This is a genomic window from Microvirga sp. GN3 (assembly GCF_055792825.1).
This window is the reverse complement of record NZ_JBVVAK010000039.1, coordinates 37417-60305: the sequence shown is the minus strand read 5'-3', so window position 1 is coordinate 60305 and position 22889 is coordinate 37417. Positions and strand designations below refer to the sequence as shown.

Here is a 22889-nt window from a genome sequence, read left to right as displayed (position 1 = left end):
TAACCTCCTAGCGCATCGTGCGGAAAAGTGGACCCGGTTTTCCGCGCCGAACGATGCGCTCTTCAAAGAGTGGAGCATCGGATTGAATCCCAAAAGTGGGTCCACTTTTGGGTCCGATGCTCTAAGCCCGTCAGGCCGCGATGACGATATTGCGGCCGCTGCGCTTCGCTTGATAGAGCGCCGCATCGGCACGCCGGAGCAGCGCCCCGGCATCGATGCCTGCTCCCGTGACGCAGCCGACGCTGACGGTCACGTTAGCCAGACCACCGAGGGTGTTGGCTCCGGCCATGGAAAAGGCATGTCGGATCCGGTCCGCCAGGAGAGCCGCCTCGCGGGAATCCAGCGACAGGATCGCGCCGAACTCCTCCCCGCCCAAACGACCGAAGGTTCGTTGCGGCAGATGGCTTGCCAGAACGTCTCCGAAGATCGTGAGAATGCGGTCGCCGGTATCGTGGCCGTAGCTATCGTTGATGGTCTTGAAGTTGTCGAGGTCGAACAGCAGGCAGCTCGTCGGCCTGTTGCCGAGCCGGGCGAGGAGCTGAGAAGCGTTCTCCATGAAGGCGCGCCGATTGGGAACGCCGGTCAGAGGATCGACCAAGGCAGCCTGCTTATATTCGAACTCGACGCTCTCCTTGGCCATGGACAGAAACATGAAGGCCAAGGTCGGGCCAAACATGACCAGCACGAGCGCCATGGATGGCGACCAGCGGCTCGCGAAGGTATCGATCCAGGAGACCGAAGTCAGGGTGATCCCAAGCGTCCCACGGGACAAATTGAAAGCGGCAAGCCCCAGCAGAAGCACGACGGCCATACGCGAGGAGGCCAGCGGTCGCGAAGCATGGCGTCCGAGTTCCCAGGCCGAGAGGGACGAATAGACAAAGGTGATCGCCGATGCGAGAATCAGTCGATAGCCGTGCGAGCTATAGATGAATGGAAAAGCGCAGATCCAGACAGCCACCCCGGCAAGCATCGCCGTCAGGGGCGCAGGTCGTCCGTTGAAGATCCTGCAGCCAGTGTACAGGACGCCATAACACAACAGGGCCAAGGCGTTCGCCACGAGCAGAATCGCATAAGCCGGTTGTCCCTGCGCAAGATTGGCCGATCCGATTCCCACGGCAATGAGCCAGAAGGCGCTGCCCCACCATGCCAAAGCCTTGACCGTGCGATTCAGCATCCAGGAGAAAAGCAACAAAGTTCCAAGCACTGCCGAGAGCAGTACGAAGGCGACGGTAAGCGTGGCAGGATCAAGGACCATCGAAGCGGCTGCCATGGGAGTTCGACCGGACAGTCGCAGAGGACCCCTACGACCCATTCCGCAGGGGAATGCATGCCTACGCTATCCCCCATCCGCTCCCCGATGTCCAGAACCCAGCCCTGCGACGGATCGGGGCGGCGCTTTGAGCCAGGGCTCCGGAACGAAGACTTGACCGGGGCATTTTCCTAGCGAAGCACCGTAGAGGGAGACCTTCATGGGCATGTACCATCGTCATGGCGTCCAGAGCACCGCGGCCATCGCCGGCCACCCACTTCACCACATGCTGATCGTTTTCCCCGTCGCATTCCTGATCGGGGCTTTCGGAACCGATATCGCCTTCCTCGCGACCCAGGATGCGTTCTGGGCCCAGGCTTCCTACTGGCTCCTGATCGCAGGCATCGTTACCGCACTTATTGCCGCCATTCCCGGTATGATCGATTTCGTGACCATCGACCGGGTGCGCAACGTATGGGTCTCCTGGGCGCACATGGTCGCCAATCTCACGGTGGTCGCGTTGGCCCTTATCAATGTCGGCGTCCGCCTGGGCGATCCGGCTGCGGGGGTCCAGGGCTGGGGTATCTGGCTGTCAGGCATCCAGACGGCTCTCCTCCTGTTCAGCGGCTGGCTCGGTGGCGAGCTCGCTTACCGCTATGGCATCGGCGCCATCCGGGATTACAGCCCCAAGGCCGAGCAATTCCACGTGGAGGTGGACCGATCGGACGTTGCCGCATCCTATGGGCGGCGGACCGGATCAGGTGGCGTTTGAGTTCTGCAAGGCAATTACCTTGTCATTTTCGGGGCGAGGCCGCTAAACTCAAGCTTGCTATGAAGCATTGCGCCTTTGCCTTCGTTCTTTCCAGCCTTGCGCTGATCAGTCAGGCGCAGGCGGTCACCGCCTGCCCGCCTGGCTTTGCTATGCTTCAGGCCTCCGATACCTGCGTGCGCATCAGCGGTCGGGTGAGAGCGGAAACGCTGGTCGGCTCAACGCGCAACCGCTCCTCCGATGCCTACGGGACGCATGCGGGCGGTCGCGTGAAGCTCGACGTGAGGAAGCAGACGGAATACGGTCCCTTACGGGCCGTCATTTCCGCCGGGAATCTGGGGCGCTGATCTCGGAACCATTCACATCTCCTTCCGTTGGGCGGACAAGGGCTGAAAGCCTGCACTCCTCTCACGTCTGACAAGGAGGCAAACATGCATGCTCATGAAATGATCAGCACCCATCCCCATGTGAAAGGCGACACCAACGACGCCCTGATCCGCTGCATCGAGGAATGCTTCGATTGCGCACAGGCCTGCACATCCTGCGCCGATGCATGCCTGGGCGAACCGATGGTTGCCCAGCTCACGCAATGTATCCGCCTCGATATGGATTGCGCCGACATATGCATGGCAACCGGAACGGTCGCCACGCGGCGAACCGGCTCCAATGAGGATGTCATTCGTCACATGCTCAATGCCTGCATGACCGCCTGTCGCCTCTGTGGAGACGAATGCGAACGCCATGCCAGCATGCATGAGCATTGCCGCGTCTGCGCCGAGGCCTGCCGCCGTTGCGAACAGGCCTGCCGACAGGCCATCGCCAGCATGAGCGCTCGCCACTGAGGTATCAATTGCCTCCGAAACTCATCCGAATCCAATCGGCGAGAAAAACAGAAGGGGCGCCAAAGGCGCCCTATCCGTTTCAGTACCCGTAATCGTAATAGTCCTCACGATAATAGGTCCGCCTGGGTGCTTCATAGGTCCTGTAATAAGACCTGTCATAGGTCCGGTATGTTGGCCGGGCCGTTGCAGCAAGCGCGCCACCGATGATCGCACCGGTCACGCCGGCCGCGATGGCGGCATTGTTGTTGTTCCGTCTTTGAACGTAGTAGCGCTGGGCCTTGTGGCTTTTGTAATGGCCGTAGGCGTGGCCCTTGCCCTTGCCGGGGCGGGCATCCGCCGCGCCGCTGAAGGACGTCGCCGCCAAAAGCGCGACGCTGATCGTTACCAAAAGCTTTTTCATCCTCATACTCCTGAACGCGTCTTGAATCGGATGATCCGGAAAGGAGCCATCGATCTGGCCCCTTTCCCAACCACTGCCATTATTGGTTCGGGCTGCTGCCCTCCGAGGAGGAGCCGCGCTGCTGCAGACGCATGTTGATGGAGCTGCTTCCGGAATTCGACGTGTTGCCGCCCGAGCTGCTGTTCACATCGGTTCGGCTGCGGGTCGAAACGCTGCCTGTCGTCTCAGGCGCGCTCGAGCGCGTCCGGCTCGTCGAAACATTCACGTCATTGGAGCGGCGCTGCTCCACCGATACGCCGACGCTTGGCGAGGCATCCCCGGTTCGGCGAATTGTCGTGCGGCTTCGCACCGACACGCTCGGCTCATTGACCTCCTCATAGCGACGCACGGTCCGGCGACGAACCTCCACCGGCTCCTCGACCACCTGATAGCGGCGCTTCTTCGTCACGACCTTGTTGGTCCGCCTGGTCTTCTTCACCGCCACCTTCTTGGTGGGCTTTTTCTTCACAACGGTGCGGCGAATCTCGGTATCAGGCTCCTCATAGGTGGTCACGCTGCGGCGGCGGGTCACCGAGACACTCGGCTCCTCGACTTCGCGGATCGTACGGGAGCGGACGGACACGCCGGAGCGCTCACGGGTCTCGATACCGACGCGCGTACCCGTTTCCTGACGATTGCGGACGTTAATTTGCGCGCCGGACGACTCGCTGCGCGTTGCACCTGTAGTCTCAGTCTGTGTCCGGCTGCTGCCGGTCTGATTGCGCAGCAGCGTGTTCGAATCCGAAGACGATTGCGATGTCGTGTTGGTATTGGTGTTCGTCTGAGTCGATGTTTGGGCATAGGCCGCGCTGCTCAACAAGAGAAGGGCGGCGCCAAGAGCAATCTTTCTCATGGAACCATCTCCAAAAAAGTAAAGGTGCGGGATGAACGCCGGCCTTTGGAGACTGTTCCGAATAACTTTAAGTAACAGATCTTACATGGAAAGCTCTGAGCCAAGATGAACATTTGTTCAAAATTCGAAACTGTCATAATGAGGCGAGCAGAAGTGCCAGCATAATAACTTCAACCAAATCTTTACCATAACCATGAACGTCGAACTTCATGTCCATACAGCTTAAGTTCACGTTTAACGCTCTAGCTTAGCGCTATCGATCGTTCATCGGGAATAGCGCAGCCATGGCAGTTTTTCAGGCGTTCAACGCAGCGGGTGTAGGCTTCAACATGTCCAGCACCAGCAGTTCGGGCTGGGCATTCATAGGGGCCAGCCCATCGGTCACGACAGACCTCGTCTATGATGACGGAAAGGTCGCCGAGTACGAAGTCTATGGCAGCGCCCTGGTGGACTACTTCACCGCCTGGTACTGGAGCGACGACTACACCGTCATCATCGACGACCTGCTCTACGAGAATGACGGCGAAGACGTTCTCTCCATCCGGGGCCTCGATCTTTACACGACGGTCGACGAGCTTCAGGGCTATGCGTGGTACGTGACCCTCAACAGAGGGCACGACACCTTCTACGGAAACGATTACGACGACATCATCCGCGGCGGAGCGGGCAACGACACCGTCTATTCCTATGATGGCGACGACATCGTTTACGGCGACAGCGGTGCTGACAAGCTCTACGGGCTCTGGGGCGACGACGATCTGTATGGAGGCACGGGCCGCGACATCCTGAGCGGCGGTGCCGGCAGCGATTACCTGAGCGGCGGAGCTGACAGCGACCAGCTGACCGGCGGCTCCGGCAAGGATTACTTCGTCTTCGATGCGAGACCGTCCAGGACCAATGTGGATCGGATCATCGATTTCCGGCCTGTCGATGATACGATCATGCTCGACAATGCGGTTTTCACACGAGTCGGGCGTGACGGCTGGCTGGCGAGCGGGGTCTTCACCACCGGTTCAGGCGCCCAGGATTCCTCTGATCGGATCATCTACAGCAAGCAGAGCGGCGCCCTTCTCTACGATGCCGACGGCGTCGGAGGCGTCGCGGCCGTGAAATTCGCCCAGCTGAGCACCGGGCTGACCCTCACCAAGGCGGACTTCTTCGTGCTCTAGCGCATCGTGCGGACCCAGAGGGCCGCGTCAGCGACCCGAAGGGCGACGCCAGTGAAAAGTGGATCCGATTTTCCGCGAGAACGATGCGCCACTTATAGAAGAGAGCCTCCGCTCCTCAGGGCGGCCCTGTTTTCAGGGCCGTTTTCTATTTCTGACCCCAAAATCTCCAACGGCAAGCCATTCCCGACCTGCAGCACGATTAACGTGGCATTAGGACGTTATGCTACCAAAGCATAACAGACCTACATTATTACCACTCCTCTTCGGCACCGCACATGCGTATATACCGCACTGCAAACGCAAGAACAAAGGCACCGGTCAACACGGGCCGGCAACTGAATAGGAGTTCCCAATGTTCGTTTCTTACATCCTCTCTAAAGTCCGCGCTTATCTGCGTTATCGCGAGACTGTCCGTGAGCTGTCGCTGCTTTCGGACCGCGAGCTCGACGATCTCGGCATCTCCCGGTTCCAGATCGAGAGCATTGCTCGCCAGAACGCTTTCGCGTAAAACTTCGCTGCATCGCAGCAAAAGGCCCTAGCCCGCCTCTGGCGGGCTTTCGCTTTTCTAGGGCGGGGTCAGCGCCCGCCCGAGACCGGAATATTGGCGCCGGTGATGTAGGATGCGGCATCCGACATCAGAAACAGCACTGCCTCGGCAATTTCCTCGGGCTCTCCGATCCGGTTCAGCGGAATGAAGGGACGCAGCCTCTCCAAGCGGCCGGCATCCTGGGTGCTCCGCTCGTGGATGTCGGTTTTCGTCATGCCAGGCGACACGGCATTGACCCGGACACCTTCGCCTGCAAGCTCCTTCGCCAATCCAACGGTCAGAGAGTCGACGGCCCCTTTCGACGCGGCGTACCAGACATACTCGTTCGGGCTCCCCAGGGCCGCGGCAACGGACGAGATGTTGACGATGGTTCCGCCCTGTCCCCCATGGCTTGTGGACAGACGCCTCGCAGCCTCCCGGGCCACCCAGATCGCTCCCAGCACATTGATATCGATGCAGGCCCGAATGGTTTCTGAAGAAGCCTGTTCCAGACGGCTGGATTTGCCCGTGATCCCGGCATTGTTGACCACATGCGAGATCGGTCCGAGCGCAGCTTCCGCCTCGTCGAACATACGCATGATATCGACCTCGATAGCGACATCGCCCTGGCACGCGACGGCAGCAGCCCCGGACGCCCGACAGGCGGCAAGGACCTGATCGGCAGCCTCGCGCTCGGACCGATAGGTAATGGCGACATTGTAGCCCCGAGCCGCTGCGAGCTGTGCCAAAGCAGCCCCTATGCCGCGGCTACCACCTGTAATAAGGACGACGGGACGCCTGGATTGCATGGCGTTCAAAGCCTTTCCAAAACTCAACCAGCTCAGCTTGACCAGGGCTCCCGAGGGAGTCAACAAAGCCGCTCGGGAGAATGAATATGAGCACCATCGAACCCATCCATGTCATCGGCGGCGGCCTCGCCGGTTCAGAAGCAACCTGGCAGATCGCCCAGGCCGGTGTGCCCGTCATCCTCCACGAGATGCGTCCTGTGCGCGGCACCGACGCGCACAAAACGGAAGGTCTCGCCGAGCTCGTCTGCTCGAATTCCTTCCGCTCGGACGATGCAGAAACCAACGCGGTCGGCCTGCTCCATCAGGAGATGCGAAGCCTCGGTTCACTCATCATGGCGAAAGGCGACGCCAATCAGGTGCCCGCAGGCGGCGCGCTGGCAGTCGATCGCGAGGGCTTTTCTGACGCTGTGACGGCGGCGCTTGAGGCACATCCGCTCGTCACCATCGAGCGTGGCGAGATCGCTGGTCTACCGCCGGAGGATTGGTCCTCCGTCATCGTCGCCACCGGCCCCCTCACCTCACCGGCGTTGGCCGAGGCGATCCTTCAGCTGACGGGCGAGACGTCGCTCGCCTTCTTCGACGCCATCGCGCCCATCGTCTATCGCGAGTCCATCAACATGGACGTGGCCTGGTTCCAGTCGCGCTACGACAAGGTCGGGCCGGGCGGTACGGGCAAGGACTATATCAACTGCCCGATGACCAAGGAGCAGTATAACGCCTTCATCGATGCCTTGCTCGCTGGCGACAAGACCGAGTTCAAGGAATGGGAGGCCAACACCCCCTATTTCGACGGCTGCCTGCCCATCGAGGTCATGGCCGAGCGCGGTCGCGAGACCCTGCGCCACGGACCGATGAAGCCGGTCGGTCTCACCGATCCGCGCAATCCCGACAAGAAGCCCTATGCCATCGTGCAGCTGCGCCAGGACAATGCGCTCGGCACCCTGTTCAACATGGTCGGCTTCCAGACCAAGCTGAAATACGGCGCGCAGACCGGCATCCTGCGCATGATCCCGGGGCTTGAGAATGCCGAGTTCGCGCGTCTCGGCGGCATCCATCGCAACACCTATCTCAACTCTCCCAAGCTCCTCGATCCGACCCTGCGCCTGAAAGCGATGCCGCGCCTGCGCTTCGCCGGCCAAATCACCGGCTGCGAAGGCTATGTGGAAAGCGCCGCCGTCGGGCTCATGACAGGCCGCTTCGCCGCCGCCGAACGTTTGGGCCAGCCGATCCAGCCGTTGCCGCATACCACGGCGCTCGGCGCGCTCATTAACCACATCACCGGCGGGCATATCGAGACCATCGACGAGGGGCCACGCTCCTTCCAGCCGATGAACGTCAATTTCGGCCTGTTCCCGCCGCTGGCCCAAGCTCCGAAGGCCGAAGACGGCAAGCGTCTGCGTGGCCCGGCCAAGGCCATCGCCAGAAAAAAGGCGCTGACGGATCGCGCGCGCGCGGATCTGGTGGCTTGGATGTCAGGCGGGGAACTTCCGGCAGCGGCGGAGTAATACCCACTGTCATCCCAGACGCCGTCAGGCGATCCGGGATCGGACGCAGGACAAGCGCCAAAACCTCAACCTGTCATCCCCGCGCAGGCGGGGATCCATAAACACGACGCTTCAGGACAGGGCGGCAGCGGCACACCTTGTTCTGCATCGTCAGCGGATATGGATCCCGGGCTCCGCTGCGCGGCCCCGGGATGACAGTGTTCTATTCTGAAAACGATCCCGGATCTGCGCTATGCTTCGTCCGGGATGACGTGGAAGATACTGCGCTCTCTAAAACGGCCCGCGCCAGAGCGCCCAGATCCGCCGCCATTGCGGCAGGTCCACGACGGTGTGGAACGGATCGTAGTCCCGCCACTCCATCGTCTTGAGATAAGGCTCCACCAGCGCAAGCGGCTGGAAGGCTGGCTTCGCCGCATCAGGAATGGTCGTTCGCAAGGTGCGTGCCTGTTCGACGTGCCTGCGGGCGGCGGCGCGCAGATCGGCCAGCGCACCTTTCAGTCCCGGCCCGCCGCGTCCGGTCACGATATCCTCGCGCACCACTCCATGACGAGTCAGGATGTCGGCAGGCACATAGACCTGCCCCTGCCGCGCATGATGCGGGAAAGCGCGCAGCAGACCCGTGATCGCGTAAGCCACACCTGCATGGCCGGCAGCATCCGCCGTGCCAGGATTGGTGCCATTGGCGAGGATGAGGCTCGAAAGCTGGATCAGGCTCGACGAGGTCTCACCGCAATAGCCTTCCAAGTCGTTCAGGCTCGGCATCGGATCGTCATAGAGATCGAAGATCCGGGCATCGATCAGGTCGACGAAGGATTGTCGGGGCAGGCGGAACTGCACGATGGTATCGTCGAGCGCTGCCGCCACGGGGTTGGCGCGCACATCGCCCCGCGCCTCACCCTGCAGAGCATCGCGCCACCATTGCAGGCGGATCTCGCCGACCAGCGCTTCGCGCACCGCCTCGCGAACGCGGGCGACCTCGAAATTGAAGGCATAGAGCGCGTGAAGGTGCGGGCGCTTGTCGGCGGGCGCGAAGAGGCTCGCCCAGTAACGGTCCGGATCGGCCTCGCGCACGAGGGCTTCGCAATGGGCGAAGTTGGAGATTGCCTGTGGTGCCATCTTAGGGAACGGCGATCAGGGCGGCGCCGACCTTGCGGTTCTCGGCGAGCAGGATATTGTACGTGCGAGCGGCCGCTCCTGTCTGCATCACGTCGAGACTGATCCCCGCGTCGCGAAAGCGCGCACGAAACGCGGCCGGAAAGGCCACGATATCCGTCCCCGTTCCGAAGAGCAGCAATTCCAGCTCGTCGCTTTCGGCAAAGATGGGATCGAGCGCCTCATCCGTCAGCTCGGCCACGGAGTTGATGGGCCAAGCCCTGATCCCCGACGGGAGAGCCAGCAGCGAGCCGCGATGGGACATGTCCGCGAAGCGGAAGCCGCCATTGCCATAGGCATCGAACGGATAGCGTCCAGGCAGGAAGCCATCATAGAGGCGACCATTGTTCATGGTCTTACTCCGCTGCGGCGGCCCTGCTCTCCGACACCTTAACGGTCTCCGATCCGCGCAGCCCGATATAGATCAGCATGGGAGACGAAATGCAGATGGCCGAATACGTACAGATGACGACGCCATAGAGCATGACCTGCGCGAAACCCTGGATCGCCTGTCCACCGAACAGCACCAGCGCCAGAAGCGAGAGCGCGGTCGTCGCTGCCGTCATCACGGTGCGGGACATGGTGTGGTTGATCGACAGGTTCAACAGTTCCTCGGCCGGCATCGTCTTGTAGCGACGCATCAGCTCGCGGGTCCGGTCGAACACCACCACCGTTTCGTTGAGCGAATAGCCCACGATGGTCAGGATCGCCGCGATCGAGGTCATGTTGAACTCATGCCGTGTGATCACGAAGAAGCCGATGGTCAGCACGATGTCGTGGAGCGTGCCGATGATGGACGCAACCGCCAGCTCACGCTCGAAGCGGAACCAGAGATAGAACAGCACCGCGATGACCGAGAGCACGACGCCGATGGTGCCGGACTGGACGAGTTCGCCCGAAACACGCGGCCCCACCGTCTCGACGCGGCGGAATTCGTAATCCGCACCGAAGGTGTCGCGCGCCTTCTGCACCACGGCCGTCTGCGCAGCCTCGCCGCCAGCCTGAATCGGGAAGCGCAGCGAAACCTCGCCGGCGGTGCCGAATTCCTGCACCTCCACGTCGCCGAAACCGAAACCTTCGGCCGTCTGGCGGATCTGGCCGACATTGGCCTGACCGGACTTGGCCTGGATCTCCATAAGCGTGCCACCCCGGAAATCGATGCCGAAGTTGAGGCCGCCGCTGAAGAGCATCAACGCGGTCAGAATCGAGATGAGAGCCGACAGCGGGAACGAGTAGCGCCGGAAGCGCATGAAGTCGAAGTGTGAGTTTTCGGGCCAGAGGCGAACGAGGCGCACGATACGCACTCCTTAGAACGGAAGAGCTTTGGGACGCATCCAGTGATACCAGAGCGCAATCATCATGCGCGTCAGGGTCACGGCGGTGAGAACCGTCGTCAGGATGCCGAGGATAAACACGACCGCGAAGCCGCGCACGGGACCGGAGCCGAGGAAGAACAGGATCACGGCCGCAATCGCCATAGTGCTGTTGGAATCGACGATGGTTGCGAAGGCCCGGTCGAAGCCCGCCTGGATGGCCGAGACGATCGATCTCCCTGCATGCGCTTCTTCGCGGATGCGTTCATAGATCAGCACGTTCGAGTCGACCGCCGTGCCGATGGTCAGAACGATACCGGCGATGCCCGGCAGCGTGAGCGTGGCTTCCAGCACCGACATGAGGCCGAAGATGAGGCCTACATGAACGAGGAGCGCGATATTCGCGAACAGGCCGAAGAGGCCATAGGTCGCGAACATGAAGATGATCACGAAGATGCCTGCCACATAGGTCGCCATCTTGCCGGCCTCGATCGAGTCACGTCCGAGACCCGGGCCCACGGTGCGTTCTTCGACGATGGTGAGCTTGGCGGGCAGAGCACCGGAGCGGAGCAGAACGGCGAGGTTGTTGACCTGCTCCACGGTGAAGCTGCCGGAGATCTGGCCTGCGCCACCGGTAATCGGCGACTGGATCGTCGGTGCGGAGATCACCCGATTGTCGAGCACGATGGCGAGCTGGCGTCCGAGATTTTCCGTCGTCGCCTGTCCGAAGCGCTGAGCGCCACGGATGTTGAAACGGAAATTGACGATGGGCTGGTTGGTCTGCTGGTCGAAGGCGGGCTGGGCATCGGTCAGGTCGCCGCCCTCGGCGATCACCCGGCGCTCGACGGGAACGCGCTGGCCGCCCGCATCCTCCATGGGAAGCAGGTCGACATCGGTTGCACCAGGTTGCGCGAGCAGGCGGAACTCGAGATTGCCGGTCTCACCCAGGAGCGCCTTGAGCTGCTGCGGGTCCTGCAGGCCCGGAACCTGAACCAGAACGCGGTCGGCACCCTGGCGTTGGATGCTGGGCTCCGTGGTGCCGGTGGCATCCACGCGGCGACGGATGACTTCGATGGACTGATCGACGGCGCGGCGCACGCGCTCGTTGATGCCGGCCTCCGTATAGGTCAGCGTAATCACGCCATCCGGGGTCGTGTTGATCTCGATGGAATTGCCGCCGGCCTGGCCCAACATGGCATTCCCGATGGGCTGCGCCAGTTCGCGCAGGCGCGGCATCAGCCGGTCGCGGTCTGCCGCGTCCGGAACGCGGATCTGGACGCCGCGGGGAACCGTCTGGATGCCGTTCTGGGACGAGACGCGGGTGTCGCGCAGGATGCGGCGGACGTCATCGCGGAGAATCGTGATCTGTCCACGCAGCAGATCCTGGCTGTCGACCTCGAGGAGGACGTGGGAGCCGCCCTGCAGATCGAGGCCCAGCACGATGGCGCGGGACGGGATGAGCCAGGACGGCACCCAGCTCGGGATGGCATTCAAATAGGCCTGACGCTGCTCGCGATTCATCGTGCTCGGAACCGCAAGAAGCAGGCCGATCACAATGATCGCCACGGTGGCGATGATCTTCGATCTCGAGAAGCGCAGCATCGTCAGCTCAACCTTTCTCACACACCCTGCCGCATCGATCTGCGGCGAACCGGCCCTTTCGCAGGTGGGAAGGGCCGGCTTCTTTTCACATCAGGCCTTGACCGGCTCGCTCTTGGAGCGAACTTCGGAGATCATGGCCCGAGCCACCTTCACCTTCACGCCGTCGGCAATCTCGACCTCGATATCGGCCGAATCCTCGAGGACCTTCGTCACCTTGCCGATGATGCCGCCGGAGGTGACGACGGTGTCGCCGCGACGCACGTTCTTGATCATCTCCTGGTGGGTCTTCACCCGGCGCTGCTGGGGCCGGATGATCAGGAACCACATGATGACGAATATGAGGATGAACGGGACGAATTGAAGGATCATCTCCATTCCGCCCCCCGCGGGGGCCCCTTGTGCGAAGGCAGGTGTGATGAACAAGCGGCTCTCCATGGATAAAGGCGCGTGGCAGGCACATTTTGGGCCCACCCGCGCCAGACGGGATTACAAAGCGTGGCGGACTATACCCATCGACTCGCCGAAATCAATGAAGTTGAAGGCCTTTCCCAAGGCTCCTTCCATGGACCCTTTGACGCTTTTTGCGCTAAGCAGTCCCCTCACCCACCTTGGATGGTTCTGACTCAAGATGCCTGCAGACCTGAACTCCCCTGAATCCCTAGCGCTTTTGACGCGCATTGCCGATGCCCTGGAGCGCCTTACGCCCGCCGGCACCGCTCACGCCGATGTTACGGCGGCCGACGCCTTCGTCTGGCAGGCGGCGGGGCGTAGGCTCTCTCCCGTGCCGAAGGTGAACCGGGTCGAGATGAGCCTTTTGCGCGGCATCGACCGGGTTCGGGATCAGTTGGCTGAGAACACCCAGCGCTTCGCCAGGGGCCTGCCGGCCAACAATGCGCTTCTCTGGGGAGCCCGGGGTATGGGCAAGTCGTCCCTGGTCAAGGCGGTCCATGCCGAGATCAACCACGCCAAGCTTAGCGATTCGCTCCCCCTCAAACTGATCGAGATCCACCGGGAGGACATCGAGACCCTTCCCGATCTCATGAGCCTCCTGCGCCCTGATCCGCACCGCTTCATCGTCTTCTGCGACGATCTCTCCTTCGATGCAGACGATACTTCGTACAAGTCGCTCAAGGCCGTGCTGGAGGGCGGGATCGAGGGTCGCCCCGACAACGTGATCTTCTACGCCACCTCCAACCGCCGTCACCTGCTGCCGCGCGACATGATGGAAAACGAGCGCTCCACCGCCATCAATCCGGGCGAGGCCGTCGAGGAGAAGGTCTCGCTATCGGACCGCTTCGGCCTCTGGCTGGGTTTCCACAAATGCAGCCAGGACGAGTATCTCGACATGGTCTTCGGCTATGTCGACCATCTCGGCCTGCAGGCGGACCGCGACACGATCCGCGCCGAAGCGCTGGAATGGGCGACCACCCGTGGGGCGCGCTCGGGGCGCACGGCGTGGCAGTTCATCCAGGATCTGGCCGGGAGGCTGGGGAAGGCAATATAAGAGGGGCCACCGCCATGCGGGTCAAACGGATCGTCGCGAATATCCAGGCGTCCGATCTAGCGGCAGCCAAGCGCTTCTACGAGGATGCCCTCGGACTTGAGGTCCTCATGGATCTGGGTTGGATTGTAACCTACGGCAGTGGCGAAAAGGCACTCGCGCAGATCAGCGTGGCGACCCAAGGTGGCTCGGATACGCCGCTGCCGGATCTCTCCATCGAAGTGGACGACGTGGACGCGGCCCTCCTGCGCATGAAAAATGCCGGCTTTCCCATTCTTTACGGTCCGGCCGACGAACCCTGGGGCGTGCGTCGGTTTTATGTCCGGGACCCGTTCGGCAGGCTGGTCAACATTCTTGCTCACGCTCCCCATGAAGAAAGGGACGGTGGCTGAGCTCCACCGTCCCCTCATTCGACCGGCCTCGAAGGCCGAGGACCGATCTAAACCGATTGCTTGATCAGCCGCCGAGATGCTTCAGCGGATCGACGGGCTGCGCACCCTTGCGGATCTCGAAGTGCAGCTGCGGCGAGGTCACGTTGCCGGTCTGGCCGGAGGTCGCGATCACCTGACCGCGCTTCACCTGCTCGCCGCGCTTCACACTGAGCGAGCCGTTATGGGCATAAGCCGAGACGAAGCCGTTCTCGTGTTTGATCAGGACGAGATTGCCGTAGCCCTTCACCTCGCTGCCCGCGTAGGTCACGGTGCCGGCCTCGGCAGCCTTGACCGGCGTACCTTCGGGGACGGCGATGTTGATGCCCTCGTTGCCGCCATTGGCGCCAAAACCGGCAATGACACGGCCACGGGCCGGCCAGCGGAAGTCGCCAGCGACGCTGGCGGTCTGCTCGGGCTCCTGCACGGGAGCCTTCGCGGCCTCCTGCGGAACCGGACCAACCGGCTGAACAGCCGCTGCAGGCTTCACGGGCTCAGGCTGGGTGAGAGCGGCCACCTTGGGCTGCTCGACGACAGGCTTCGGCGCGGACACCAGAGGCTTGGGCGCAGAGACCAGCGGCTCGTTCGTCGCCGAGGCGACCTGCATCGGAGCGGACTTGGCGGGAGCCGGAGAGACCGGAGCCTGCGCCGTCGCAGTCATGCCGGGACGAACGCGCTTGGCCGGCTCGGCGGCGGCAACCGGCGTGGTGGCGGCAGGCACTTTCGAGGTATCGACGAGACGGAACTTCGGCTGGGTGGCCGGCTGCGCGGCAACCGATTGAGCAACCGGCATGGGGCGCGGCTGAATCGGAGTGGGAGCGGAGGCGATGCGAGCAGGCTGCGACAGCGGCTGGGACTGCACGGGGGGCAGAGCTTGTGCCTGAACCGAAGGTGTCGGCATCGGAGCCGCGGAATAGGACGGGTAGCTTTGGGGCTGCGACGGGGCCGAGGCGGTCGTATCCATGCGCTCGCTGGTAGCGAAGGGATTGGAGAACGGGTTCTCGGCGAACCTCGCGCTATCAGTACTGCAGGCCGCCGCCGCACTGCCGATCAAACCCACCAGAGCGATCCGCGACACCGCAACCCAATGCCCAGAACACACACGCAACCGCATCACTCAACCCCAACCGAACGCAACTCGATGGAGCCATTAAAAGCCTGTTCAGGTTAAGCAACGGTTGACGCTAGGCAGATTGTCGTAACCTTGTCCGAAAATTTTTCGATCCGGTCAGAGCATCGGACCCAAAAGTGGAATTCCACTTTTGGGTCCGATGCTCATTCTCTAGCTGGCGCATCTTCGGCGCGACCCGAAGGGCCGCGTCAGCGAATAACCGGGATCCACTTTTTCGCACGATGCGCTAGAGAGTTGCCGCGAAGCCGGTGACGAGAGGCGAAATGCGCAAGGGCGCGCCGACCAATTGCGCCAACTCACCGTCGGCGTTGCGTTCGATCCGCACGAGGTGAGGCACGCCCTCGATTGTGAGTGCCCCGATCAAACGGCTACCTGGCCCGAGGAGCGATATCACCGCCTCCGGGATCTCTGGACGGGCTCCATTGAGCAAAATGCGATCGAAGCGGTCGCGCACGCGAACGGCAAGACCGTCGCCCACCTCCAGGCGGACTTTGCCGGCCTCCACGATCTTGAGATGCTGCGCCGCGCTTTCCGCGAGCGTGTTGAAGCGCTCGACGCTCGTCACCTCGGCGCCGAGCCGTGCCAGAAGCGCCGTCACATACCCGCTGCCGGTGCCGACCTCGAGGACGCGTTGGCCGGATTGCACGCCGAGGGCAAGCAGCATGGCCGCGACCGTGGCAGGTCCCGTCATGGTCTGACCGCAGGGCAGCGGCAGGGCGACATCGGTACGGGCGAGATCGGTGAAGCGGCGCGGCGCAAAAACCTCGCGCGGCACGAGTTCCATGGCGCGAAGGAGAGCCGTGTCGCGGATGCCTTTGGCGCGCAGGGACAGGACGAAGGACGCAGCACCGATCGCCTCCTGCTCGTCGCGGGCTTCCGCTTCAGGCAGGAAAGGCATGTCCTGGTTCATCGTGCCCGCACTTTCATCAGCCGAAGGCCTGCGCGTAACGCGTCAGCGTCGGCTCGTCCGTCATGTCGATGCGAAGCGGTGTGACGGCAATGCGCCGGTTGGCGATGGCCCAGAGATCCGTGCCGTTGCCGGGCGTGAAGGGGCGACGCTCAAAAGCGATCCAGAAGTAAGGATTGCCGCGCCCGTCCCGGCGCTCGTCGAGGCGCAGAAGCTCCTGCGTGCGCTGACCCTGATTGACGAGAGCCGTGCCCTCGACTTCCTCCGGCTCGCAATCCGGAAAGTTCACGTTGACGAGGATGCCCTTGTCGACACCTGCCTCGAGAATCTTGCGCACGACCTTGGGGCCATGATGCTCGGCGCATTGCCAGCGCGGCGCATTGCGCGTGCCCGGGCCATAGGCCTGCGAGAGCGCGATGGAAGGAATCCCCAAAATCGTGCCTTCGATGGCGCCCGCCACCGTGCCGGAATAGGTCACATCCTCCGCCACGTTCTGCCCGCGGTTGACGCCGGAGAGAACGAGATCGGGCTTGGCGTCCTGCATGAGGTGACGCACGCCCATGATCACGCAATCGGTCGGCGTGCCCTTCACGGCAAAATGCCGATTGGAGATTTCGCGCAGGCGCAGTGGGTCGTTGAGAGACAGCGAGTGCGCAACGCCGCTCTGATCGGTCTCCGGCGCTACCACCCACACATCGTCAGACAGAGCACGGGCAATGGACTCCAGGGTCTTCAACCCTGGAGCATGAATGCCATCGTCATTGGTGCAGAGAATGCGCATGTCAGACCTGACGTTCGATGCGTGTCATCCCGCCCATATAGGGCTGGAGCGCCGACGGGATTGTGACGCTGCCGTCCTCGTTCTGGTAGTTCTCCAGAACGGCCACGAGCGTGCGGCCGACCGCAAGGCCCGAGCCGTTGAGCGTGTGCACGAAACGCGGCTGCTTCTCGCCCGCAGCGCGATAGCGCGCATTCATGCGGCGGGCCTGGAAATCAGAGCAGACCGAGCAGCTCGAAATCTCGCGATACATCCCCTGCCCCGGCAGCCACACCTCGATGTCGTAGGTCTTGGTCGAGGAGAAGCCCATGTCGCCGGTGCAGAGCGTCATGGTGCGGAACGGCAACTCAAGTTTCTTGAGCACGTTCTCGGCGCTGTTAAGCATGCGTTCGTGCTCGTCGGCCGAGGTCTCCGGCGTCGTGATCGAGACGAGCTCGCATTTCACGAACTGGTGCTGACGGATCATGCCGCGCGTGTCGCGGCCCGCGGAACCGGCCTCCGCGCGGAAGCTCGGCGTGAGCGCCGTGAAACGCAGGGGCAGTTCCTCCTCGGAGAGGATCTGCTCGCGCACGAGATTGGTGAGCGTCACTTCCGCCGTCGGGATCATGCCATAACGGGTGTCCTTGATCATCTTGGCGATTGCGTCGCGCGTCTGACCTTCGAGAGCCGCAGCGACGACCTGCTCGAGCGAGTTGCCGGGGAACGCCCAGAACTGATCATCCTCGAACTTCGGCAGTTGTGCCGTGCCAAACATGGCATCGTCGCGCACCAGCAGCGGCGGGTTCACTTCCGTGTAGCCATGCTCGTTGACGTGCAGGTCGATCATGAACTGCCCGAGCGCGCGCTCAAGACGAGCCAGGCCGCCTTTCAGCACGACGAAGCGCGAGCCGGAGAGTTTTGCCGCCGTCTCGAAATCCATGAGATCAAGAGCTTCGCCGAGTTCGAAATGCTGCTTGGCACTGTTAAGCGTGCGCGGCGTGCCGAAGCGGTGACGCTCCACGTTGCCGTGCTCGTCGGCTCCGACCGGCACATCGTCCTTGGGAATGTTCGGGATCGCCGCAAGCGCATCGAACAGCGCCTTCTCGGCACTCCGTTCGGCCTCTTCCAGCTCCGGCATCGTCTCCTTGATCCGGGCCACTTCGGCCATCAACTCCTGGGCCCGCGCCTCGTCCTTCTTGGCTTTCGCCTGGCCGATCTCCTTGGACATCGCGTTGCGGCGCTCGGTTGCGGCCTGCAGGGCGGAGATGGCGCTCTTGCGCTTGTCATCGAGGGAAGTCAGGTGCGCGGACAGGGGCTCCATGCCCCGGTTCCGGAGGCCTTGATCGAAAGCCGCGGGATTCTCGCGGATGGAACGGATATCGTGCATGGGATGAGGACCTGCTTCGTCAAGCGGCCCTGCCCTTTCGACAAGACCGCCCCTTCAACTCTTGCCGAGGATGGCGGTCGATGGAGAGGCCTTTCGAGGCCTATCCCTCTGCCGCGCGCGCGGCCTCGGCTTCCGCACGCTTCTTCTCGACCATGCGGACGGAGAAGATGGATGCCTCGTAAAGAAGCAAGGTGGGGACCGCAAGGGCGAACTGGCTGATCACGTCCGGCGGGGTGAGAACGGCCGCGATCACGAAGACGACGACGATGGCGTAGCGACGCTTGTCCTTCAGGAACTGCGAATCGATGATCCCGGCCCGGGCGAGAAGGGTCAGGACGACGGGCAGCTGGAAGCAGATGCCGAAGGCGAAGATCAGGGTCATGATCAGCGACAGATACTCGCTGACCTTGGGCAGGAACTCGATGGCAGGGCTCGTATCCGTCGCCAGTTGCTGCATGCCCACGGAGAAGCGCATGAGCAGCGGCATGGCGATGAAATAGACGCAGGCCGCACCGATGACGAACAGGACCGGCGTGGCGACGAGGTACGGCACGAAGGCCCGGCGCTCGTTCTTGTAGAGGCCCGGCGCCACGAACTTGTAGATCTGAATGGCGATGATCGGGAAAGCCAGGAAGCCTGCGCCGAAAGCCGCGACCTGGATCTGCGTGAACAGATACTCGAGGCCGTGGGTATAAACGAGATGCGCCCTGTCCGGCGAGCCGACAGCGAGGACGTAGGGCCAGACGAGCGCATTGTAGATGTATTTCGCGCCTGCAAAGCAGATGAAAAACATGGCCACGAACGCAACCAGCGCCTTGATCAGGCGCGAGCGCAACTCGGTCAGATGCTCGATCAGAGGCGCGCGCGAAGCTTCGACCTCATCCTCTTCAATGGCGGTGGTCATCCGGCTTTCGCGTCCGATTTTTCTGAAAGTTGTTCGGCAAGGGCCGCCTGCTGGGCCTCGTACTCGGCTTCGCGCCGCAAGGATTCGGCGATCTCCTTGGCGGGATCGACCGTGGGCGGAGGCGGCAGATCGATCAACGGATCGGCGGGAACCGGTGCCCGCCCTTCCACGACTGCCTGAACCGAGGCATCGGAGGTGATTTGAGCAGGCGTTTCCGGATCGGGTGACGATTGATCGGTCGTCACCGGAGCGACCTCCTGCACGGTCTCGGTCTCAGGGGCCTTCTCGGGAGGAGCCGACACAGGCGCCTCGATCGAAGTCTTCAACTCGTCGCGGATCGTCTGGATCGGGTTGAAGCTCGTATTGGTCGCCGACGAGACGGAATCATTCACGCCCTGGAGCTGCTTCTTGACCTCGTCGAGCTCGGCTTCCCGCATGGCCTCGTTGAACTGGCCCTGAAACTCCGCCGCCATGCGGCGAAGCTTGCTCGTCATTTGCCCGACCGTCCGCAGCGCCTTCGGCAGATCCTTCGGGCCGATCACGATCAGCGCGACGGCGCCGATCACCATGATCTCACCCCAGCTCATGTCCAACATGACGTGGCCTCGAACCTGCCCCTTAGGTACTCACGCGTACTGACACGCCGCTATGAAGCGACGGCGCACGAAGCTTAACCGACCTTGTGGTCCGTCGTCGCAGTGCTCGTCGGAGCGCTGGCCTGATGGTCGATGGTGCGGACCGGCTCGGACGGCTGAGCCGGCTTTGCCGGGGTATCGTCCTCGGACATGCCCTTCTTGAAGGCTTTGATGCCCTTCGCGACATCGCCCATCATGTCGGAGATCTTGCCGCGTCCGAACAGAAGGACGACGATCAGACCCACGACGATCCAGTGCCAAATACTCGTGCCACCCATGGCAATTCCTCCTGCGCCTGAAGAGGCGCGATTTCCCAATATGAACTTGTCGCCAACCTATGCGTCGGAGGCGGCGAAAACAAGGACATCCTTCGTATCGATCTCGATGCCCACATCCTGTCCCTCGTTCACGCCGACAGGATCGTGAACGCGGGCCTGGAGAGGGCGGTCCACCCCCTGCACGTCAATGTGCACGAGATCGACCTCGCCGAGAAAGCGACGAGACACCACACGTCCCGGCAGGCAGAAACCGGCAGGCTTGAGCTTGAGCCCTTGCGGCCGCACGCAGACGATGGCGGGGCCATCCTCCAGATGCGGCGCCGGAAACACGCCCACGGGACAGGAAACCTGACCGTTGCGGACCACGCCCTCAATCTCATTGAAGTCGCAGAAGAAGCGGGCCGCGAACAGGTTCGCCGGGCGGCGATAAATCTCCTCGGCCTCGCCCTGCTGAATGATCGCGCCGGCGCGCATGAGCACGATCCGGTCGGCGATCCGCATCGCCTCCTCGGGATCGTGGGTCACGACGATGGTCGTAGCGCCGGTTTCTCTCAGGATTGCGACGGTCTCGTCCCGAATGGCATCGCGCATGCGCCGGTCGAGGTTCGAGAATGGCTCGTCCATGAGCAGAACCCCAGGCCGCGGCGCGATCGAGCGCGCCAGTGCCACGCGCTGCTGCTCGCCGCCGGACAGGGTGTGAGGATATTCGTTGGCGTAATGCTCAAGCCCGACGCGGGACAGGGCACGGCGCGCGGCGATGCCGGCCTCGGAGGCCGAAAGATCCTTGAGGCCGAACATGATGTTCTGCTGGATCGTCATGTGCGGGAACAGGGCATAATCCTGAAACATCAGCCCGATGCCGCGCCGCTCTGGTTCCAGGAGTGTCCGTGGCCCACTCACCTCCCGGCCGTCCATGAGCACCCGGCCCGAGGTCGGTGCCTCGACTCCCGCGGCGATGCGCAGCAGGGTGGTCTTTCCACAGCCGGAATGGCCGAGCAGGCAGACGATCTCCCCCGGTTCGACGGTGAGCGAGACATCGTCGAGCGCCCGCTGGCTGTCATAGGCCTGGACGATGTTCTCGAAGGTGAGCTGGGCCGGGATCGAGGCGCCCGCCGTGCCGCGCTGCCCCCAGCGGGGCAGACGAAACCGGTCGCGCGCGGACCCGACGGGCCTTGCAATCATTCCTGGCCTGCCTCGGTCTGGTGCATGTCCAGAGGCTGAAGCGGATCGTCCTCGAGAGGATCTTCGTCCTCGCGCAGGGCATCCGCATCGGAGGGAACCGGCACCGAGAAGTCGGAAGGAACGCGGCCTTCGATAAATCCGGCGCCCTTAAGCTCCTCAAGACCCGGCAGATCCTCGATGGCATCGAGGCCGAAATGCTCCAGGAAGCCTGGCGTCGTGCCGTAAGTGACCGGACGGCCCGGAGCCTTCCGGCGGCCTCTCAGGCGGATCCAGCCCGTCTCCAGGAGCGTATCGATGGTGCCTTTCGAGGTGGCGACACCGCGGATCTCTTCGATCTCGGCGCGGGTGACCGGCTGGTGATAGGCAATGATCGCCAGGGTCTCCATGGCAGCGCGGGAGAGCCTGCGCTGCTCGACCACGTCGCGGGCGAGCACGAAAGACAGGTCGCTAGCCGTCCGGAAGGTCCATTTGCCGGCAACCCGGACGAGATTGACGCCGCGGGGCGCATAAAGCTCGGTCAGATCCTGCAGGATCTTTGCCACATCAGCACCTTCCGGCAGACGGCCGGTCAGTTCTTCGATGCTCAGAGGCATGGCGGCGGCGAACAGCAACGCTTCGGCGATGCGCATGGCCTCGCCATGATCGGGAACGTGGCTGACCTCGGATTCATCGGCTTCCGGCGTATCGACCGTATCTTCATCTTCGTGCATGTCGGGCATGTCGGGCAGCACCTTAAACTCCTGCTTCGACCGGGTCTGCGACGGGCTTGACCCAGACCGGAGCGAAGGCCTCGTCCTGCCGGATCGTGAGCTTGCCTTCGCGCACCATTTCCAGGGTGGCGGACAGGGCCGAGGCCAGAATGGTCGGGCGCATGGCAGGCTCGACCATGTATTCCACGAGATAGGCGTCGAGGGTCACCCAATCGCTCAGGTGACCGACAAGCCGCTCCAGGGCCTCCCGCGCATCGACCAGCGACCAGACATTCCGCTTGTGCAGAGACACCTTGGAATTGAACTGGATCTGCCGCTGCTGGGCATAGGCCTTGAGGAGATCGTAGAGGCTCGCCTCGTAACGGGAATCCCGGTTGATGATGACGGGCTCCGGCGCCCCGCGGGCGAAGACGTCGCGACCGAGCCAGGCCCGCTCGCCCATCTTCTTGGCCGCCTCGCGGATCGCCTCCAGGCGGCGCAGGCGCAGGGCCAGGGCGGAGGCGAGATCCTCGGCACTCGGCTCCTCGCCCTTCGGCGGTTCGGGCAGCAGGAGGCGTGACTTGAGATAGGCGAGCCAGGCCGCCATCACGAGATAATCCGCCGCCAGTTCCAGGCGCATGCGGCGCGCCTCCTCGATGAAGGCGATGTATTGCTCGGCCAGCGCCAGGATCGAGATGCGGTGGAGATCCACCTTCTGGCGGCGGGCGAGTTCCAGCAGGAGGTCGAGCGGCCCTTCGAAACCGTCCACGTCGACGAGCAGGGCGGGCTCGCTTTCGCCTCGCTCCGTGCGTTCGACATCCTCGAAGGGTAAGGGCTTTGCCATCGACCGTACTCAACTCA

General features: G+C 62.7%; 27 protein-coding genes. 8 read left to right on the top strand and 19 right to left on the bottom strand.

Annotated features, from left to right (window positions below; translation table 11 throughout):
* Nucleotides 1-130: 130 nt before the first annotated feature.
* Entirely contained in the window at nt 131-1270 is a 1140-nt protein-coding gene (locus ACS5Q1_RS19600; RefSeq protein WP_473099746.1) for a GGDEF domain-containing protein, read from the bottom strand.
* Nucleotides 1271-1469: 199 nt separating this feature from the next.
* On the opposite strand from ACS5Q1_RS19600, the gene ACS5Q1_RS19595 reads away from it, so the two are divergent.
* The 3 genes from ACS5Q1_RS19595 (at nt 1470) to ACS5Q1_RS19585 (ending at nt 2860) form a co-directional block, all read left to right on the top strand.
* Nucleotides 1470-2021, top strand: coding sequence for a DUF2231 domain-containing protein (locus tag ACS5Q1_RS19595; RefSeq protein WP_473099745.1), 552 nt, complete (start codon nt 1470-1472; stop codon nt 2019-2021).
* Between the two features lie 59 nt (nt 2022-2080).
* Nucleotides 2081-2365, top strand: a complete 285-nt coding sequence (locus ACS5Q1_RS19590; protein WP_203439888.1) for a porin — start codon at nt 2081-2083, stop codon at nt 2363-2365.
* 84 nt (nt 2366-2449) lie between these two features.
* Nucleotides 2450-2860, top strand: a complete 411-nt coding sequence (locus ACS5Q1_RS19585; RefSeq protein WP_203439889.1) for a four-helix bundle copper-binding protein — start codon at nt 2450-2452, stop codon at nt 2858-2860.
* A 79-nt stretch (nt 2861-2939) separates the two neighbouring features.
* On the opposite strand, the gene ACS5Q1_RS19580 is transcribed toward ACS5Q1_RS19585, so the two are convergent.
* Together ACS5Q1_RS19580 and ACS5Q1_RS19575 are read right to left on the bottom strand one after the other, a co-directional pair.
* Nucleotides 2940-3260 (bottom strand): hypothetical protein, encoded by a 321-nt coding sequence (locus tag ACS5Q1_RS19580; RefSeq protein WP_203439890.1) that lies wholly within the window; start codon nt 3258-3260, stop codon nt 2940-2942.
* Between the two features lie 79 nt (nt 3261-3339).
* Nucleotides 3340-4152, bottom strand: coding sequence for a hypothetical protein (locus ACS5Q1_RS19575; RefSeq protein ID WP_473099744.1), 813 nt, complete (start codon nt 4150-4152; stop codon nt 3340-3342).
* Between the two features lie 284 nt (nt 4153-4436).
* Between ACS5Q1_RS19575 and ACS5Q1_RS19570 the strand changes: the two genes are divergently transcribed.
* Nucleotides 4437-5321, top strand: coding sequence for a calcium-binding protein (locus tag ACS5Q1_RS19570; RefSeq protein WP_473099743.1), 885 nt, complete (start codon nt 4437-4439; stop codon nt 5319-5321).
* Nucleotides 5322-5673: 352 nt separating this feature from the next.
* Nucleotides 5674-5829, top strand: a complete 156-nt coding sequence (locus ACS5Q1_RS19565) for a DUF1127 domain-containing protein (RefSeq protein ID WP_203439893.1) — start codon at nt 5674-5676, stop codon at nt 5827-5829.
* A gap of 68 nt (nt 5830-5897) precedes the next feature.
* On the opposite strand, the gene ACS5Q1_RS19560 is transcribed toward ACS5Q1_RS19565, so the two are convergent.
* Nucleotides 5898-6656 carry a glucose 1-dehydrogenase gene (locus tag ACS5Q1_RS19560; protein WP_473099742.1) on the bottom strand — a complete coding sequence of 253 codons (759 nt, stop codon included), beginning with the start codon at nt 6654-6656 and terminating at the stop codon, nt 5898-5900.
* Between the two features lie 86 nt (nt 6657-6742).
* On the opposite strand from ACS5Q1_RS19560, the gene trmFO reads away from it, so the two are divergent.
* Nucleotides 6743-8161: a methylenetetrahydrofolate--tRNA-(uracil(54)-C(5))-methyltransferase (FADH(2)-oxidizing) TrmFO gene (trmFO, locus tag ACS5Q1_RS19555; RefSeq protein ID WP_473099741.1), complete on the top strand. Its 1419-nt coding sequence runs from the start codon at nt 6743-6745 to the stop codon at nt 8159-8161.
* A gap of 270 nt (nt 8162-8431) precedes the next feature.
* Here the strand turns inward: trmFO and ACS5Q1_RS19550 are convergent, their stop codons facing one another.
* The 5 genes from ACS5Q1_RS19550 to yajC form a co-directional block, all read right to left on the bottom strand.
* Complete coding sequence (locus tag ACS5Q1_RS19550) at nt 8432-9277, bottom strand: phytoene/squalene synthase family protein (RefSeq protein ID WP_473099740.1); 846 nt, start codon at nt 9275-9277, stop codon at nt 8432-8434.
* A gap of 1 nt (nt 9278) precedes the next feature.
* Nucleotides 9279-9665, bottom strand: coding sequence for an Mth938-like domain-containing protein (locus ACS5Q1_RS19545; protein ID WP_473099739.1), 387 nt, complete (start codon nt 9663-9665; stop codon nt 9279-9281).
* A gap of 4 nt (nt 9666-9669) precedes the next feature.
* A complete protein-coding gene (gene secF / locus ACS5Q1_RS19540) occupies nt 9670-10608 on the bottom strand; it encodes a protein translocase subunit SecF (RefSeq protein ID WP_473099738.1) in 939 nt (312 codons plus the stop codon).
* Between the two features lie 12 nt (nt 10609-10620).
* Nucleotides 10621-12228, bottom strand: a complete 1608-nt coding sequence (secD, locus tag ACS5Q1_RS19535) for a protein translocase subunit SecD (protein ID WP_473099737.1) — start codon at nt 12226-12228, stop codon at nt 10621-10623.
* Between the two features lie 90 nt (nt 12229-12318).
* Nucleotides 12319-12651, bottom strand: coding sequence for a preprotein translocase subunit YajC (gene yajC / locus ACS5Q1_RS19530; RefSeq protein ID WP_473099736.1), 333 nt, complete (start codon nt 12649-12651; stop codon nt 12319-12321).
* Between the two features lie 205 nt (nt 12652-12856).
* Between yajC and ACS5Q1_RS19525 the strand changes: the two genes are divergently transcribed.
* The gene (locus ACS5Q1_RS19525) at nt 12857-13732 is read left to right on the top strand and encodes an ATP-binding protein (RefSeq protein WP_473099735.1); all 876 of its coding nucleotides are present in this window, start codon (nt 12857-12859) and stop codon (nt 13730-13732) included.
* Between the two features lie 14 nt (nt 13733-13746).
* Nucleotides 13747-14121, top strand: a complete 375-nt coding sequence (locus ACS5Q1_RS19520) for a VOC family protein (RefSeq protein WP_473099734.1) — start codon at nt 13747-13749, stop codon at nt 14119-14121.
* Between the two features lie 64 nt (nt 14122-14185).
* Here ACS5Q1_RS19520 and ACS5Q1_RS19515 read toward each other — a convergent pair whose 3' ends face one another.
* From ACS5Q1_RS19515 to ACS5Q1_RS19470, 10 genes are all read right to left on the bottom strand, one after another.
* Complete coding sequence (locus tag ACS5Q1_RS19515) at nt 14186-15217, bottom strand: M23 family metallopeptidase (RefSeq protein WP_473099733.1); 1032 nt, start codon at nt 15215-15217, stop codon at nt 14186-14188.
* Between the two features lie 298 nt (nt 15218-15515).
* Complete coding sequence (locus tag ACS5Q1_RS19510) at nt 15516-16187, bottom strand: protein-L-isoaspartate O-methyltransferase family protein (protein ID WP_473099732.1); 672 nt, start codon at nt 16185-16187, stop codon at nt 15516-15518.
* A gap of 28 nt (nt 16188-16215) precedes the next feature.
* Nucleotides 16216-16977: a 5'/3'-nucleotidase SurE gene (surE, locus tag ACS5Q1_RS19505; protein ID WP_473099731.1), complete on the bottom strand. Its 762-nt coding sequence runs from the start codon at nt 16975-16977 to the stop codon at nt 16216-16218.
* Between the two features lies 1 nt (nt 16978).
* On the bottom strand, nt 16979-18340 hold the full coding sequence (serS, locus tag ACS5Q1_RS19500) for a serine--tRNA ligase (protein WP_473099730.1): 1362 nt from the start codon (nt 18338-18340) through the stop codon (nt 16979-16981).
* 100 nt (nt 18341-18440) lie between these two features.
* A complete protein-coding gene (gene tatC, locus ACS5Q1_RS19495) occupies nt 18441-19244 on the bottom strand; it encodes a twin-arginine translocase subunit TatC (RefSeq protein WP_203439906.1) in 804 nt (267 codons plus the stop codon).
* On the bottom strand, nt 19241-19840 hold the full coding sequence (gene tatB / locus ACS5Q1_RS19490; protein WP_473099729.1) for a Sec-independent protein translocase protein TatB: 600 nt from the start codon (nt 19838-19840) through the stop codon (nt 19241-19243). The genes tatC and tatB overlap by 4 nt, the downstream gene beginning before the upstream one ends.
* Nucleotides 19841-19914: 74 nt before the next feature.
* Nucleotides 19915-20157 (bottom strand): twin-arginine translocase TatA/TatE family subunit, encoded by a 243-nt coding sequence (locus ACS5Q1_RS19485; RefSeq protein WP_473099728.1) that lies wholly within the window; start codon nt 20155-20157, stop codon nt 19915-19917.
* Between the two features lie 57 nt (nt 20158-20214).
* Nucleotides 20215-21339: an ABC transporter ATP-binding protein gene (locus ACS5Q1_RS19480; RefSeq protein ID WP_473099727.1), complete on the bottom strand. Its 1125-nt coding sequence runs from the start codon at nt 21337-21339 to the stop codon at nt 20215-20217.
* The gene (gene scpB / locus ACS5Q1_RS19475; RefSeq protein ID WP_473099752.1) at nt 21336-22049 is read right to left on the bottom strand and encodes an SMC-Scp complex subunit ScpB; all 714 of its coding nucleotides are present in this window, start codon (nt 22047-22049) and stop codon (nt 21336-21338) included. The genes ACS5Q1_RS19480 and scpB overlap by 4 nt, the downstream gene beginning before the upstream one ends.
* A gap of 22 nt (nt 22050-22071) precedes the next feature.
* Nucleotides 22072-22872: a segregation and condensation protein A gene (locus tag ACS5Q1_RS19470; protein ID WP_203439911.1), complete on the bottom strand. Its 801-nt coding sequence runs from the start codon at nt 22870-22872 to the stop codon at nt 22072-22074.
* Nucleotides 22873-22889 lie beyond the last annotated feature (17 nt).

Coding starts and splice junctions, on each gene's coding strand:
- ACS5Q1_RS19585 (WP_203439889.1), top strand. CDS start 2,450: ATGCATGCTCATGAAATGATCAGCACCCATCCCCATGTGAAAGGCGAC.
- ACS5Q1_RS19560 (WP_473099742.1), bottom strand. CDS start 6,656: ATGCAATCCAGGCGTCCCGTCGTCCTTATTACAGGTGGTAGCCGCGGC.
- ACS5Q1_RS19570 (WP_473099743.1), top strand. CDS start 4,437: ATGGCAGTTTTTCAGGCGTTCAACGCAGCGGGTGTAGGCTTCAACATG.
- serS (WP_473099730.1), bottom strand. CDS start 18,340: ATGCACGATATCCGTTCCATCCGCGAGAATCCCGCGGCTTTCGATCAA.
- secD (WP_473099737.1), bottom strand. CDS start 12,228: ATGCTGCGCTTCTCGAGATCGAAGATCATCGCCACCGTGGCGATCATT.
- ACS5Q1_RS19580 (WP_203439890.1), bottom strand. CDS start 3,260: ATGAAAAAGCTTTTGGTAACGATCAGCGTCGCGCTTTTGGCGGCGACG.
- tatB (WP_473099729.1), bottom strand. CDS start 19,840: ATGTTGGACATGAGCTGGGGTGAGATCATGGTGATCGGCGCCGTCGCG.
- scpB (WP_473099752.1), bottom strand. CDS start 22,049: ATGCACGAAGATGAAGATACGGTCGATACGCCGGAAGCCGATGAATCC.
- ACS5Q1_RS19590 (WP_203439888.1), top strand. CDS start 2,081: ATGAAGCATTGCGCCTTTGCCTTCGTTCTTTCCAGCCTTGCGCTGATC.
- ACS5Q1_RS19565 (WP_203439893.1), top strand. CDS start 5,674: ATGTTCGTTTCTTACATCCTCTCTAAAGTCCGCGCTTATCTGCGTTAT.
- tatC (WP_203439906.1), bottom strand. CDS start 19,244: ATGACCACCGCCATTGAAGAGGATGAGGTCGAAGCTTCGCGCGCGCCT.
- surE (WP_473099731.1), bottom strand. CDS start 16,977: ATGCGCATTCTCTGCACCAATGACGATGGCATTCATGCTCCAGGGTTG.
- ACS5Q1_RS19510 (WP_473099732.1), bottom strand. CDS start 16,187: ATGCCTTTCCTGCCTGAAGCGGAAGCCCGCGACGAGCAGGAGGCGATC.
- ACS5Q1_RS19600 (WP_473099746.1), bottom strand. CDS start 1,270: ATGGCAGCCGCTTCGATGGTCCTTGATCCTGCCACGCTTACCGTCGCC.
- ACS5Q1_RS19480 (WP_473099727.1), bottom strand. CDS start 21,339: ATGATTGCAAGGCCCGTCGGGTCCGCGCGCGACCGGTTTCGTCTGCCC.
- ACS5Q1_RS19485 (WP_473099728.1), bottom strand. CDS start 20,157: ATGGGTGGCACGAGTATTTGGCACTGGATCGTCGTGGGTCTGATCGTC.
- ACS5Q1_RS19595 (WP_473099745.1), top strand. CDS start 1,470: ATGGGCATGTACCATCGTCATGGCGTCCAGAGCACCGCGGCCATCGCC.
- ACS5Q1_RS19520 (WP_473099734.1), top strand. CDS start 13,747: ATGCGGGTCAAACGGATCGTCGCGAATATCCAGGCGTCCGATCTAGCG.
- ACS5Q1_RS19545 (WP_473099739.1), bottom strand. CDS start 9,665: ATGAACAATGGTCGCCTCTATGATGGCTTCCTGCCTGGACGCTATCCG.
- ACS5Q1_RS19550 (WP_473099740.1), bottom strand. CDS start 9,277: ATGGCACCACAGGCAATCTCCAACTTCGCCCATTGCGAAGCCCTCGTG.
- ACS5Q1_RS19470 (WP_203439911.1), bottom strand. CDS start 22,872: ATGGCAAAGCCCTTACCCTTCGAGGATGTCGAACGCACGGAGCGAGGC.
- ACS5Q1_RS19575 (WP_473099744.1), bottom strand. CDS start 4,152: ATGAGAAAGATTGCTCTTGGCGCCGCCCTTCTCTTGTTGAGCAGCGCG.
- ACS5Q1_RS19525 (WP_473099735.1), top strand. CDS start 12,857: ATGCCTGCAGACCTGAACTCCCCTGAATCCCTAGCGCTTTTGACGCGC.
- trmFO (WP_473099741.1), top strand. CDS start 6,743: ATGAGCACCATCGAACCCATCCATGTCATCGGCGGCGGCCTCGCCGGT.